The 13,864-nt window shown below is 36.4% G+C and carries 14 protein-coding genes; 10 read left to right on the forward strand and 4 right to left on the reverse strand.

The window, feature by feature from the left end; all coding sequences use genetic code 11:
- Window positions 1-568: 568 nt before the first annotated feature.
- From ytxJ to J2Y03_RS08975, 4 genes are all read left to right on the forward strand, one after another.
- A complete protein-coding gene (ytxJ, locus tag J2Y03_RS08960; protein ID WP_132097468.1) occupies window positions 569-898 on the forward strand; it encodes a bacillithiol system redox-active protein YtxJ in 330 nt (109 codons plus the stop codon).
- Window positions 895-1,134 carry a glutaredoxin family protein gene (locus J2Y03_RS08965; RefSeq protein ID WP_090760910.1) on the forward strand — a complete coding sequence of 80 codons (240 nt, stop codon included), beginning with the start codon at window positions 895-897 and terminating at the stop codon, window positions 1,132-1,134. Before ytxJ ends, J2Y03_RS08965 begins: the two co-directional genes overlap by 4 nt.
- 932 nt (window positions 1,135-2,066) lie before the next feature.
- Window positions 2,067-3,866 (forward strand): group II intron reverse transcriptase/maturase, encoded by a 1,800-nt coding sequence (ltrA, locus tag J2Y03_RS08970; RefSeq protein WP_310193053.1) that lies wholly within the window; start codon window positions 2,067-2,069, stop codon window positions 3,864-3,866.
- Window positions 3,867-4,849: 983 nt separating this feature from the next.
- On the forward strand, window positions 4,850-5,239 hold the full coding sequence (locus J2Y03_RS08975) for a hypothetical protein (protein WP_310193056.1): 390 nt from the start codon (window positions 4,850-4,852) through the stop codon (window positions 5,237-5,239).
- Between the two features lie 370 nt (window positions 5,240-5,609).
- Here J2Y03_RS08975 and J2Y03_RS08980 read toward each other — a convergent pair whose 3' ends face one another.
- The 4 genes from J2Y03_RS08980 to J2Y03_RS08995 form a co-directional block, all read right to left on the reverse strand.
- Complete coding sequence (locus J2Y03_RS08980) at window positions 5,610-5,972, reverse strand: hypothetical protein (protein ID WP_310193058.1); 363 nt, start codon at window positions 5,970-5,972, stop codon at window positions 5,610-5,612.
- Between the two features lie 57 nt (window positions 5,973-6,029).
- The gene (locus J2Y03_RS08985) at window positions 6,030-6,314 is read right to left on the reverse strand and encodes a hypothetical protein (RefSeq protein ID WP_310193061.1); all 285 of its coding nucleotides are present in this window, start codon (window positions 6,312-6,314) and stop codon (window positions 6,030-6,032) included.
- A 64-nt stretch (window positions 6,315-6,378) separates the two neighbouring features.
- A complete protein-coding gene (locus J2Y03_RS08990; RefSeq protein WP_310193063.1) occupies window positions 6,379-6,681 on the reverse strand; it encodes a hypothetical protein in 303 nt (100 codons plus the stop codon).
- A gap of 72 nt (window positions 6,682-6,753) precedes the next feature.
- A complete protein-coding gene (locus J2Y03_RS08995) occupies window positions 6,754-7,092 on the reverse strand; it encodes a hypothetical protein (protein WP_310193066.1) in 339 nt (112 codons plus the stop codon).
- A gap of 725 nt (window positions 7,093-7,817) precedes the next feature.
- Here J2Y03_RS08995 and J2Y03_RS09000 point away from each other — a divergent pair.
- The 6 genes from J2Y03_RS09000 to fsa are packed head-to-tail and all read left to right on the forward strand — an operon-like array spanning window position 7,818 to window position 13,848.
- Window positions 7,818-7,952 (forward strand): BA3454 family stress response protein, encoded by a 135-nt coding sequence (locus J2Y03_RS09000; protein WP_310193068.1) that lies wholly within the window; start codon window positions 7,818-7,820, stop codon window positions 7,950-7,952.
- Between the two features lie 41 nt (window positions 7,953-7,993).
- Window positions 7,994-8,662: a ribose-5-phosphate isomerase RpiA gene (gene rpiA / locus J2Y03_RS09005; RefSeq protein WP_310193071.1), complete on the forward strand. Its 669-nt coding sequence runs from the start codon at window positions 7,994-7,996 to the stop codon at window positions 8,660-8,662.
- 40 nt (window positions 8,663-8,702) lie between these two features.
- A complete protein-coding gene (gene zwf, locus J2Y03_RS09010) occupies window positions 8,703-10,205 on the forward strand; it encodes a glucose-6-phosphate dehydrogenase (RefSeq protein WP_310193073.1) in 1,503 nt (500 codons plus the stop codon).
- Window positions 10,206-10,227: 22 nt separating this feature from the next.
- A complete protein-coding gene (gene tkt, locus J2Y03_RS09015; RefSeq protein WP_310193075.1) occupies window positions 10,228-12,228 on the forward strand; it encodes a transketolase in 2,001 nt (666 codons plus the stop codon).
- Window positions 12,229-12,271: 43 nt separating this feature from the next.
- Complete coding sequence (gene gnd / locus J2Y03_RS09020) at window positions 12,272-13,165, forward strand: phosphogluconate dehydrogenase (NAD(+)-dependent, decarboxylating) (protein ID WP_132096162.1); 894 nt, start codon at window positions 12,272-12,274, stop codon at window positions 13,163-13,165.
- A 23-nt stretch (window positions 13,166-13,188) separates the two neighbouring features.
- Complete coding sequence (gene fsa, locus J2Y03_RS09025; protein ID WP_132096164.1) at window positions 13,189-13,848, forward strand: fructose-6-phosphate aldolase; 660 nt, start codon at window positions 13,189-13,191, stop codon at window positions 13,846-13,848.
- Window positions 13,849-13,864 lie beyond the last annotated feature (16 nt).

A 13,864-nucleotide genomic window follows, 5' to 3' on the forward strand; every position in this document is an offset into this window, starting at 1 on the left:
TTAGTTGGAACGCCGTATGCGGTGAAAGTCGCACGTACGGTGTGAACAGGGGGAAAAGGAGGCGATAACTTCAAACCCTTACCTATCTGTATTAATAAAGCTAATCACTTTACTAAAAAGAATCGAGTGCATTCTTTAATAAAATTTAACAAAGTCTATATAAAAACAACACTATTTTTTCCCTTAGTTAGTTAAACCAAATTTTTATCTAGAGAAAGCAAAGGGATGACGTTGCAAGTGTGTAGCCTAATGATGATAAAGTCTCACCTGTCCCGCTGCTCTAAGCAGGGGTCTCGCAATCCGTTCCAATCAACCTTCAACAGTTTTCGTTTTCAAATCAACAATCTCTTAGAAAAACCATAAAGAAAGAATTTAAATGGAAGTTTTTCGTAATTGTAATTTTGTCATCAACTCATAATCCTTTTAATAGCAGTGTTTTACAATAGACATACGTTTTTGTTAATAGGGTTGTTCCTATGTGGACGAGTCACATCATTAGTAAAGTGTCTTCCATTATGATAAATTTATGAACGAAAATATTATATTGAAAAGCAGGATGGTGTGGATGATGTCAATAAAACAACTTAAAAGTATTGAAGAATTAAATGAATTTGTTCAGCAACCTGGGAAACATTTGCTATTAAAACATAGTACAACTTGCCCAATCAGTGCCAAAGCGAATGAAGAATTTCAATCATTTGTTAATGAAAATGAACCGACTTCTGCTGCAATGGTCTTGGTAATAGAAGATCGACCTGTATCAAATCATATTGCTGAAGAATTTGAAATTAAACATGAATCTCCACAAATATTGCTATTTGATGATGGAAACGTTTCTTGGAATACTTCTCATTGGAAAATTACAAGAGATTCAATCAAGGAGGCTCTGAACGCATGAGCAAACAAGTCATCGTTTATTCCACGCCTGGTTGTGTAGAATGCAACTATGTTAAACAAATGCTAGAAGAGGAAAAAATTCCATTTGAAGTCAGAGATGTAATGTCAAGTGTGGAATATCAACAGGAAGTCGAAAAATTTGGCTTTATGGGTGTACCTGTTACCGTAGTTGGAGATAAAGCAATTAAAGGCTTTAATCCCGAATTAAAAGAACTTCTAGAAACAATTGAAAAGTAAAGTTAGCTAAAGTCATGATGTAAAATCATGGCTTTTTTAGTGTGCCAAAAGTATCCTATCCCTTCTGGATTGACCAGGAGACGGGAGATGGTATATAAAAAAAGTTAAGTTTGTGGCTAAAATCGGGCTCTCCATCCCTGCTTGTTCAGCAATCGGGCCGGATTGTTGAATAACACCATTAATGAAAACTAGGTTTAAGTTTATATATAGATGAGATTGTGAAGGATTGTACTGTGCGAAACGTTTCCTTATAAGTGAAAAACACGAAATAGGAGGATTGCCAAGAGGCAATTACAACTGATTAATTGAAACTCGGAATGAAAGCCGTCATGTTGAGCTGAAACGAGTTATCTGATACTCCTACATGCACGGAATGGTAGTAGCCCGAACGTGTATGAAGCTAGGTGAAGTCGGCTGAAATGTACCTAAGTTCTAAACTGAATATGGTTCGTGATAGGTCGGGATGCTACAAAATATCTAAGGTGAGAATGTCCAGACGGACTGACGAACTTGCGAATGTACGGGTCTAGAAATTAATACGCTCGAAAGACGTATGCTGTAAATGCAGTGTCAAACACCGAAAAGTACGATTAGTACATAGGAACCTCGGAATATCTAACTAATGAGGATATAGAATTGACGGGCTTAAAGTAAGCACCTACGGATATATGTAAAGCTAGGTTAATCGGAACGTTGTAAGTAAGAAACATCCACTATAAAAACGACTACTATTGGGATGGTGTCTATAAGATAAATAAACATCGAAGTGACTTTATTCTTGCGAAAGAAGGGATATAGTACCAATGAAACGTGTAACGAGCGTGGAGGGATGGTCCCAAGTCTTATTCTTTGAAGGCAAATCAATTTAATGAAACTCACAGGGTCGAGTAAGATGATGGGATTTTCCGCAAGGAAGGAGAAACAATCCATCGGTGAGTACAGCTTTGCGACATGCAGAATATTACGGTATGCAGGACATATTTGATGACCTATACGAGCGAAGTAAAAACAACGCCACAAAGGGTTTAAGGCTATATGAACATATCATATCGAAAGACAATATCTTATTAGCCTTTCGGAACATCAAAGCGAATACAGGTTCAAAGACAGCTGGAACTGATGGTATCACAATTGACCAATACAAGATTGAAAACGTTGACGAATTTATCGAAGGAATTCGAACATCATTAACAAATTATAAACCCCAAACAGTACGAAGGGTTGAAATACCCAAGCCTAATGGGAAGAAAAGACCGTTAGGTATTCCAACTATGAGAGATAGATTAATACAACAGATGTTCAAACAAGTATTAGAGCCAATTTGTGAAGCTAAATTTTATCACCATTCATACGGATTTAGACCAAACAGGTCAACTCATCATGTAATGGCTAGATGTCAGTTCTTAGTCAATAATGTGAAGTTGTATCATGTAGTAGACATAGATATACAAGGTTTCTTTGACAATGTAAGTCATTCAATATTAATAAAACAAATGTACAGTATAGGTATACAGGACAAAAGAGTATTAACTATTGTCTCGAAAATGCTAAAGGCACCAATAAAGGGCATAGGTGTTCCAACCAAAGGGACTCCGCAAGGAGGAATCCTATCCCCTCTTTTATCAAACATTGTTTTAAATGATTTAGATTGGTGGATAGCTAACCAATGGGAATGCTTAAAAACAAAACATAAATTTACATTTAATAATAAGATAAGAGCCATAAAGAATACGAATCTTAAACAAATGTATATCGTCAGATATGCAGACGACTTTAAGGTTTTCACAAATTCTCATCAATCAGCTATTAGAATATTTCACGCCACCAAAGGATACTTGAAAAATCAATTAAACCTTGATATATCTACCGAGAAATCAGCGATTACTAATCTAAGAAAGAGAAAATCCGATTTTCTGGGTTTTTCCCTCAAAGCAGTAACCAAGCGTAATAAATACGTAGCCAATATTCACATTATGGATAAAAAAATGAAAAATATATCCGAAAAACTCAGATATTTTATTCGTGAAATCCAAAATAAGCCAACACCAAAAACTGTTTTGAATTATAACGCTTATATTCTAGGAATTAAAAATTACTTTATGGTTGCGACACATATTAATAAAGACTTTGGGAAAATAGCCTATCATCTAATGAAAACCATGTATAATCGTCTAAAACCAATTGGAAAATATGGAAGACCTATTAAGCCATCGGAAACATACAAGAGACTTCATAAGAATAATTTCAAAACATATAAAATTGCTGGTTTGTATTTATTTCCCTTAGGAGATATTCAAACAAGGAATGCTATGAACTTCAGTCAGGATATATGTAATTATACAAAAGAAGGAAGGCTTAAACTTTATCAAAACCTCAGAGCCGACATTGCCATAGAAATAAACAAGATGTTACAAATACCTTACGGTAAAAACAGATTGGAATTTGCAGATAACAGAATTTCAAGGTACTCTATGCAACTAGGAAAATGTGCAGTAACAGGGGAATTTTTGACATCCGATAAGCTGCATTGTCACCATAAGCTACCCCGACATATAGGTGGTACAGATGAATTTAGCAATCTTGTAATCGTGCATGAAGATGTACATAAATTAATCCATGCTACCAGTGAAAAGACGATAGAACGATATAGGAACATTCTTCAATTAGATAGAAAGCAATTGAGGAAGCTAAACCAATTTCGTAAAGTTTGTAATTTAATTGCTTTAGTCTAAAAGAATAAGATGGAACGCCTAATGCGGTGAAAATCGCACGTTGGGTGTGGAGCAGGGGAAAAGATGGAGATTACATCAAAGTCTTACCTATTGCTATTAAACTAAAGGAGCAGTTTAGGTCAACAAAGAGAATGAAATAAATGATTAAATTTTCGTATTAAAAAATTGATGGGTATTGTACAATACTCTTGTTTATAACAAAGAAAAAGTTAGCTTTGATAAATATTCAAAACAAAACTGGAGTAACTTTATGACCACAAAAAAAGTCGCAATTTCTTTATTTATTTCTGTAATTCTTACTGTTGTTATTCGTACTATACTTCGTGCCAATGGCATTCACAATTTTTTTAGCGACAATTCAACAGGTGGATACTTATTATTTTTGGTCTTTTTTTCTTTGTGTTACTTATTCTTTAAAAGGCAGTCTGATAAATAAGTTATATTTGATAAAATCAATTAACTGGTAGCTTTACCTTGACAACAAATGGACTGTTTCGGCAGTCCTTTATTATTACCGTTTTTCAACTAAAGGGCAGGACTGTGGACCGTTTCACTTAAACTAATAGGTAGCAATACTAAAAAAGTATTCTTAAAAACGGAAAAGGCGATGTGGTTTGAAATGGGGATTAAAGGTACGGTGTTTCTTTCTATTATATTAGTATCAGTGATGTTCATTATTATTGATTCAACTGTACCAGAAGGTAATCTTCATTCTATTTTAAGTGGATTATCAGTAGGTATTACAGTATTAGTTGTAAATCGTATTGCTAAAAAGAGACGGTAACATTAGATTTTGTTGTGCTAACGGGTGCATTCCTAAAAAATCACATCAGACCGTGTGCTAACGAGCAGCTTAGTTTAAGGCTGTTTCGAGGGTGAATCGGAAGTGATTGTTTCAACGGTTACAGTCGCTTTTTTACTAAAGCAGCAGGTTAACGTAAGAATATATGTCTAATCAAAATTATTTATATGGGAGTCAATATTTGGAAAAATTATTTGTACTAATCATATTTTTTGTATCCCTATTATCTGCGTGCCAAACGAATAAGAATGACTTAGCGTTTGTTGGCGAAAGTGAAAATTGGTTAGCTGAAGTAACCGTTCATCAAACTAATGGAGAAGAAACCTATCAAATTCAGCTTAATAACAAAGGAAATAACATAGAGGAAATTGACACTTTTCGTTTTTATGTGGAATCAAAAAATATCGGAGTAGTAGATTTTGGTGCGAATGACGCTACATTAAATCGAGAAGGCGTATATCACAATAAATCATTAAGTGTTAATAGCCCATCTACGAATGCAGAAGATGAGTTAGTGATAAAAGTAGAATGGGATGATACTAGTGAAAGCTTTGATTTAAGATACAAGTGATGTTGTGTGAATAGTTATACTTAAAGTAAAGGGTGCGTTGAACCAGGGAGGATTAACGCTTTTTTTGTGGCAGTTATTAAGCTAACGGACAGGTTAATGGAATAAGGAATATTCTGGTGTAAAGAGCATAACTCTTAGTATATGGCTGTTTTCCGAAATGTCGCTGCTATTTAAAAAATCATCATATTGATTTTTCGTCAGTTAAGGGGTTTTCGTTCGGCGGACATAGAAAAACCCGATTAAGGGGCACTTTTTATTTAGTGTCCATTAATCGGGTTATAGTTCATCTATATGGGATTGGCTTTTTTTAAATCGACTACACAAACGGTATCATAACTAAAAAAAAGTGGAACAAATTATCCACTCTTTTCTAATTTCTTCTGAATAATTTTACATCTGAAACATTATTTGGTATAAGAGAAGTCACATTAAATTCCCTATCTTGGGTAAAATTTTCAAGCCGCCTTATTGCTTCATTATACTGTTCAACCGTCAATTGGTTAGTTGCAAGCAGGGAAGTAAGGATGGCAAATGCAATTGGAGTCGTATCAACAAATACGTCTACTTTCACATCTACATCAGAATTGCCACTTTGTCCTATCGTGTTAATGTTTTCACTTTTAATCCTTACATCATTATTTTCGGAAGCCAGAGATTCAGAGGTGTTAGTATTCATCCTTGAGTTTTGCCAACCAGGAGGGATTTGCCTTTTCCTACCTCTGTATTTTTCCATTATATCCACCTATCCTCATTAAGGGTGGAATATTCTTATCCCACCCTCAATTGTTAATTAAAAATCAACATCCACATTTGTATTTTGGTCTTGATCGTTGTCTTGGTCTTGATCAGATCTTACTCGTGCATTACTTCTGCTATTAAGTGCAATATCTACGCGTGAATTTCCTGAGTTATTGATTGTCGCTCTCGCAACATTTGTATTTTTGTCAGTATTCCGTACTTCCGCATCTGCATCTGATTTTGATTGGTTGCGAACATCGTTTTCAAAATCAGTATTTACATCAACATTAACGTTTGTGTCATTACGACGGTTTCTTCCTGAATTTCTTCTTGTCATTTTTGTTATCCCCCAATAATTTTATAATTTATTAATAGAGTTTAAGGAATAGATATAAAATATCTTAAAAATCAACATCCACATTGGTATTCTGTTCTTGTTCATTGTCCTGCTCTTGATCAGACCTTACTCGTGCATTACTTCTGCTATTTAGTCTAATATCTACGTTAGAATTTCCTGAGTCATTGATAGTTGCTCTTGCAACATTGGTATTTTTGTCAGTATTCCGTACTTCCGCATCTGCATCTGATTCTGAACGGTTTCGAATATCGTTTTCAAAATCATTATCAATATCAACATTAACATTTGTGTTTGTGTTATTGCGGCGGTTTCTTCCTGAACCAGCTATATTTTCTCTTCTTGCCATTTTGTAATCCCCCAAAATTTAAAGATTTTTATAGAGAGTTTAAGAAATATCTAAATGAATATCTTTTAAAAATCAATCAACATCCACATCAGTATTTTGGTCTTGATCATTGTCCTGCTCTTGATCGGTTCTAACACGAGCATTGCTGCGGCTGTTTAATACAACATTGACACGAGCATTACCTGAGTCATTAACAGTTGCTCTAGCAACATTCGTATTTTTGTCAGTATTACGAACTACTGCATCTGCATCTGATTCTGAAACATTCCGAATATCGTTTTCAAAATCACTATCTACATCAATATCTATGTTATTGTTATTGTTATTATTGTTATTATTGTTATTGTTATTGCGATTGGAATTTCTAAACCCACATTGATTTCCTTGATTATTAAATTGTCTTTGAATCAATTTTATCCACCCCGCTTCCATTTACTTCTTAAACAGTTTATTCTTAAATTGCTTTGAGGCATGGACAAATTACCAAGGGGCAAACACCTTTTTTATTGGATGAATCAAATTATTACATCATTTTTTACCGCTAACGAAAGCTTACGGGTATAGTCCTATAACAAAACAACTTGTAATTAAAAGGTAAAGGTTCTTCAACAAAGGGTGCATTACTGGAACAGCGGTAATGCTTTTTTCTTCAAGTAAAGAAGCAGGATACTCTATTGGGTATCTTGGGTTTTTGTGGTAAATCATTAAATGATGGGGTAGTAAATCCTATCCATTATTTAATTTTTCATAAAATAATGGTAAAGTACATAATCAACTTAGAAATTAATTTTTATCCATATAGGAATCAATGGTATTTTTAAGATAAAATTCCTTAAGGTTAAAAATTTAACCTGGCTATCATTAATGGTCATTGGTGACCAAGACCGGCATTACCTGGATGATTGTATACAAGATATAAAGAATTCACGCCATCCAATTTGGATGGCGTGAATTCTTTATATACTAAGGAAATATAAGCTGCTGATAAATAAATGTCCTTAATTCGAGATATTTTACTTGACGATATTCGGCATTAAGATATATTATGGTTACATAAAGTAACTGAGGTTAACAAAAATAACCGAAGTAAAAGTATTTCATAGATGAATTTTAAAAAAGAAAAGGGAGTGAACACTATGATCGAAGTAACTGTAAAACTTAATTTTAAGGGGAAAAATTACCAAACCAATGTCATTGCAAGAAAGGACACTCCTGAAACACAAATCTTGCAGATGGCATGGGAACAAGTTGCGAAACAATGGACAAATTAATAATGGAGAAATCCCAGCTTTAATTGAAGGGAGACAAAGCCTTGAATGAAAAGAAAGAAGTTGGAGAAAAAGCTGTTGAATATGTGAAAGACGGCATGGTGGTTGGACTCGGTACAGGTTCCACTGTATTTTATACCATCACGAAGCTCGGTCAGTTAGTCCAGCAGGGACTTACCATTAAAGGGGTTCCTACTTCAGAACAAACGAAACAATTAGCGATAGAACTTGGCATTCCACTTGTGGCTTTTGATGAGATTGAGCAAATTGATGTCGCAATTGATGGAGCAGATGAGGTAGGTCCTGAGTTAAATCTTATTAAAGGCGGTGGCGGTGCCCTCTTAAGAGAGAAAATCATCGCTGCAGCAGCTAAAACATTTATTGTCGTTGCCGACTCTCAAAAAAATGTCGATACATTAGGAACTTTTCCACTGCCGATTGAAGTGGTCCCATTTGGATACGAAATGACAGTTAAACATATTAGAAAACTTGGAGGCAGTCCGAAGCTGCGGCAAAAGGATGGGATCCCTTATCTAACAGATAACGGTAACTATATTATCGATAGCAGTTTTCAAGAAATTACGCACCCAAGAGAGTTAGAGAAAAACCTAAACCTCATACCGGGTGTAGTGGATAACGGATTATTTGTAGGAATGGCAGACATTGTTATTACCATGAAAGATAAAAAGCTTGCAACAATAGTCCGAAGATAGAAAATGGGAGAAATCAGAATACGAACATGGGGGAAGTAAGATGGAATCAATGACCTTTGTCTTATTTGGAGCAACAGGGGATTTAGCAAAGAGAAAGATTTTCCCAGCTCTTTACAACTTGTATGTTGATCAAAAATTACCGCAGTCTATATCTATTATTGGACTCGGAAGAGGGGAACTTTCTCATTCAGAATTTCAAGAAAAAGTGAAAGACTCAATTTTAGACTTTTCACGCCGTCTTGAACATGATGCAGCAAATATGGGAGAGTTCTTAGACTATTTTCGCTACAGTAGTTTGGATGTCAACAGTGAGGAAGATTTTCAACAACTTCTTCAACTAGTAAAGAAGAGGGAAGATGAACTTGATTTAACACAAAATCGTATGTTTTACCTTTCAGTGGCACCTGAATTTTTTGATACAATTGCCTTAAACATAAAAAATAGCGGTCTTGGTCAGACCAACGGCTGGAAACGATTAATCATAGAAAAGCCTTTTGGTCATGACCTCAAATCTGCACGGGAACTAAATAAAAAACTAAGCCGTGCCTTTCTTGAAGAGGAAATTTATCGAATCGACCATTACTTAGGCAAACCAATGGTTCAGAACCTGGAAGCCTTGGCCTTTGCCAACCCGATTCTACAGTCGGTTTGGAATAAAGACCATATTGCAAATGTCCAAATAACTGCAGGTGAAACAGTTGGGGTTGAGAAGAGAGCGGGTTATTACGACCAAGCGGGAGCAATCCGTGATATGGTTCAAAACCATATGCTGCAAATTTTGATGATGACAGCCATGGATAAGCCTGAAAAAATTAACGCAGCGGGAATTAGACATGAGAAGCGGAAGGTAATAGAGTCTCTTCGTCCTTTAAAAGAAGAAGATGTCCCGTACAATATTGTACGCGGCCAATACATTTCAGGAGAGTTAAATGGACAAAAAGTTCCTGGCTATTTAAAAGAGCCTGGAGTAAATCCTTCTTCCACGACTGATACATTTGTGGCTGCCCGTTTGTGGATTGATCATCCATCATGGACTGGGGTTCCCTTTTACATTCGTACTGGAAAAAGAATGAAGGAAAAATCAACTAGGATTGTGATCGAATTTAAAAATAAGGAAAACGAGCAATATAAAAATAATCAAATCGATCCTAACTTATTAATTATTGAAATCAATCCGAATGAAAATATTTCCTTACAATTAAACAGCAAAAACCCATTGAATAATGGAAAGGTTACTCCAATCAGAATTAATTTTTCTAATGAACAAATAGGATTAGGAGTACCTGAAGCGTATGAAAGACTAATCTATGATGCTGTTAACGGGGATTCTACCTTCTTTGCTCATTGGAAAGAAGTTGAATTGTCATGGGAATGGGTACAGCCAATTCTTAATGCATTTGAGGGAAATTTTGTACCGCTCCATGAATATCAGTCAGGTTCATATGGTCCCGCAGCTTCTGATTCCTTGCTATTGGAAAATGGATTTAAATGGTGGCTTGATGAAAAGCTTCAAGAAAGCAAGGATACTGTACTACACATCTAAGATAAACTGGAGGAAATAAACCATGTCACAAAACATTGATAATTTATCAGTAACTACGATTCGAACACTATCTATTGATGCGATTAATGCAGCAAATTCTGGTCATCCAGGTCTCCCGATGGGGGCAGCACCAATGACATATGCATTATGGGCAAAACATCTTAATCACAACCCGGAAAACCCGAAATGGTTTAACCGCGACCGATTTGTTTTATCTGCAGGACATGGATCCAGTTTGCTGTATAGCATGCTTCATTTAGCTGGCTATGGTGTCACGATTGATGATTTGAAAAACTTTCGAAAGTTAAATAGCAGAACGCCGGGGCATCCTGAATTCGGTCACACAGCTGGCGTAGAGGCAACCACAGGTCCATTAGGGCAAGGAATTGGGAATGCGGTTGGGATGGCGATGGCAGAAGCACATTTAGCAGCGAAGTTTAATAAAGAAGGGCATCCTGTAATTGACCATTACACCTATGCATTAGTTGGTGATGGCGACTTAATGGAAGGTATTTCCTATGAAGCCATGTCAATGGCAGGCCATATGAAACTTGGGAAGCTAGTTGTTCTATATGATTCAAATGATATCTCACTGGATGGGGAATTAAATGCTTCATTCTCAGAAAATATTGAGAAAAGAGCAGAATCAGCGAACTGGCACTATTTGAGAGTGGAGGATGGAAATGACCTTGAAGCCATTTCTAATGCCATCGAAGCAGCCAAACAAAAAACAGACCAGCCAAGTTTGATTGAAATCAGAACCATTATTGGATATGGCAGTCCGAAGGTTGCGGGAACCAATAAAGCACATGGTGCACCACTTGGAGCCGAAGAAGGTAAAGCAACAAAACAAGCTTATAACTGGCTTTATGAAGAGGATTTCTTTGTACCAGAAGAAGTAAAAGAAAATTTTGCGCAAATAAAGCGTAAGGGAAACGATACGGAACAAAAATGGAATAGCTTATTCCAATCTTATAAGCAAGCATATCCAGAGTTAGCTGATCAGTTAACAGATGCCATAAATGGAAAAGTTCTTATCGATACAAAAGATTTATTAACGTTTGAAACTGGGAAAAGTATATCAACACGAGTTGCAAGCGGAGATGCAATCAACCATTATGTGAAATCTGTGCCAGCAATCTTTGGCGGAAGCGCAGATCTTTCCCATTCTAACATGACAGAAATTAAAGGTGAACAAATCTACGCGGTTGAATCATACAGTGCACGTAATGTTTACTTTGGTGTCCGTGAACACGCTATGGGAGCAGCTGCTAATGGTATGGCCTATCACGGAGGTGTGAAACCTTTTGTAAGTACATTCTTTGTTTTTAATGATTATCTGCGTCCATCAATACGTTTAGCGGCACTATCGAAGCTTCCAGTCACTTACGTATTTACACATGATTCGATTGCCGTAGGTGAGGATGGTCCTACCCATGAACCGGTGGAGCATCTGGCAGCACTTCGTTCCATACCTGGTCTAACAGTGATAAGACCAACAGATGCAAATGAAACTTCTAATGCTTGGGCTTTTGCTCTTCAGCAGACAGAAGGTCCTGTTGCATTGATCCTTAGCCGCCAGAACTTACCTGTTTTTAATGCTACAAAGGCTAATGTAGACAACCTTTCAAGGGGAGCATATATATTAGAAGAAACAAATTCAACACCAGATGTAATCTTAATTGCTACAGGTTCCGAAGTATCACTGGCAGTAAATGCAAAGACCGAGCTTGAAAAAGAAAATATATCGGTCCGTATCGTTTCGATGCCAAGCTGGGAATTGTATAGCAAACAATCAAATGAATATAAAGAAGCTGTACTCCCTTCTTCAAATTCAAAAAGAGTTGCTATAGAAATGGGAATTTCGCTTGGATGGGAGCGCTATGTTGGATTTGAAGGAAAAATCCTATCCATTGAAACATTTGGTGCTTCAGGTGATGGAGCTGCAGTCATGAGGGAGTTTGGTTTTACAACTGATAATGTAGTAAGTATGGCGAAAAGTGTCTTAAATATTTCTAAATAGAAAAAAATAAAACAAATTAATAACACATTCGGAGGAGAACATAATGAAGGTAGGACTTATTGGTTTAGGAAAAATGGGATTAAACTTAGGGCAAAATTTAATGGATCACCAGCACGAAGTGGTAGCATTTGATGTTAATCCAAGTGCAGTAGAAAATATGAAGCAATATGGAGCAACTGGTGTATCAAGTTATAAAGAACTCATTCAGTCGTTAGAACATCCAAGAATTATTTGGATCATGGTCCCTCATGCAGTGGTTGATTCTGTAATCGGTGAGATTTTACCGTTTTTGGAAAAAGGTGATATTGTCGTTGAAGCAGGTAATTCTCACTATAAGGAATCAATTCAACGCTACAATGAATTAAAGGAAATAGGCGTAAGATTTATGGATGCGGGTACTTCAGGCGGTATGGAAGGTGCTCGAAATGGAGCTTGTTATATGATCGGCGGTGATCCTGAAGCATGGGAAGTTGTACAACCTCTTTTCAAAGATACAGCTGTTGAAAATGGCTTCTTATACGCTGGTAAAGCAGGCAGCGGGCATTTCTTAAAGATGGTTCATAACGGAATCGAATATGCGATGATGGCTGCTATTGGTGAAGGTTTTGAAGTTCTTGAGAAAAGCGAATTTGATTTTGATTACGAAAAGGTCGCACGTGTTTGGAATAATGGATCCGTTATTCGTTCATGGCTGATGGAATTAACAGAAAATGCATTCTCAAAATATCCAAATTTGGATGAAATTAAGGGGATTATGCATTCCTCAGGTGAGGGAAAATGGACTGTAGAAGCTGCTTTAGACCTTAAAACAGCAACACCAGTAATTGCCATGTCATTATTAATGCGTTATCGCTCCCTAGAAGATGATACCTTCACAGGTAAGGTTGTGGCAGCACTCAGAAATGAATTTGGCGGACACACTGTCGAAAAAAACTAATATAAAAATTGGAGGAATACATCATGAAATTCTTTATCGATACTGCAAACCTAGAGGAAATCAAAAAGGCTTATAAAATTGGTGTCTTATCAGGTGTTACAACCAACCCTTCCTTAGTGGCTAAAGAAGGCGTAAAATTCGAAGATCGTATTGCAGAAATCTTAAATGCAGTTCCAGAAGTGGAGTCCGTTTCAGCCGAGGTAACACCAAACGCTTTAACAGCTGAGCAAATGATTGCGGAAGCAGACGAGCTCATTAAAATCAACGGCGGCGATAAGAATATTACCATCAAAGTCCCAATGACACTTGATGGACTAGAGACTTGCCGATATTTAACTAAAAAAGGTGTTAAAACCAATGTTACCTTAATTTTTAGTGTGAACCAGGCATTGTTGGCGGCACGAGCAGGAGCTACGTATGTTTCACCATTCTTAGGACGTTTAGATGATATTAACGAAGATGGTGTAGAACTTGTCGCAAAAATTGCTGAGATGTTCCGTGTTCAAAAGCTAGATTCACAAATCATTGCAGCATCTGTTCGTCATCCTGATCATGTTACCCGTGTGGCGTTGGCAGGAGCACATATAGCTACCATTCCATTTAAGGTCATTGAGCAATTATCTAAACATCCGTTAACAGACCAAGGACTTGAAAAATTTGCGGCTGACTGGAAAACTGTCTAAAGATTACTGAAAACTA

The organism is Neobacillus niacini, from assembly GCF_031457145.1.
Classification (GTDB): Bacteria; Bacillota; Bacilli; order Bacillales; family Cytobacillaceae; genus Neobacillus; species Neobacillus niacini_J.

Coding starts and splice junctions, on each gene's coding strand:
- fsa (WP_132096164.1), top strand. CDS start 13,189: ATGAAATTCTTTATCGATACTGCAAACCTAGAGGAAATCAAAAAGGCT.
- J2Y03_RS08985 (WP_310193061.1), bottom strand. CDS start 6,314: ATGACAAGAAGAAATTCAGGAAGAAACCGTCGTAATGACACAAACGTT.
- zwf (WP_310193073.1), top strand. CDS start 8,703: ATGGAATCAATGACCTTTGTCTTATTTGGAGCAACAGGGGATTTAGCA.
- tkt (WP_310193075.1), top strand. CDS start 10,228: ATGTCACAAAACATTGATAATTTATCAGTAACTACGATTCGAACACTA.
- gnd (WP_132096162.1), top strand. CDS start 12,272: ATGAAGGTAGGACTTATTGGTTTAGGAAAAATGGGATTAAACTTAGGG.
- J2Y03_RS08980 (WP_310193058.1), bottom strand. CDS start 5,972: ATGGAAAAATACAGAGGTAGGAAAAGGCAAATCCCTCCTGGTTGGCAA.
- J2Y03_RS09000 (WP_310193068.1), top strand. CDS start 7,818: ATGATCGAAGTAACTGTAAAACTTAATTTTAAGGGGAAAAATTACCAA.
- J2Y03_RS08965 (WP_090760910.1), top strand. CDS start 895: ATGAGCAAACAAGTCATCGTTTATTCCACGCCTGGTTGTGTAGAATGC.
- ytxJ (WP_132097468.1), top strand. CDS start 569: ATGTCAATAAAACAACTTAAAAGTATTGAAGAATTAAATGAATTTGTT.
- J2Y03_RS08990 (WP_310193063.1), bottom strand. CDS start 6,681: ATGGCAAGAAGAGAAAATATAGCTGGTTCAGGAAGAAACCGCCGCAAT.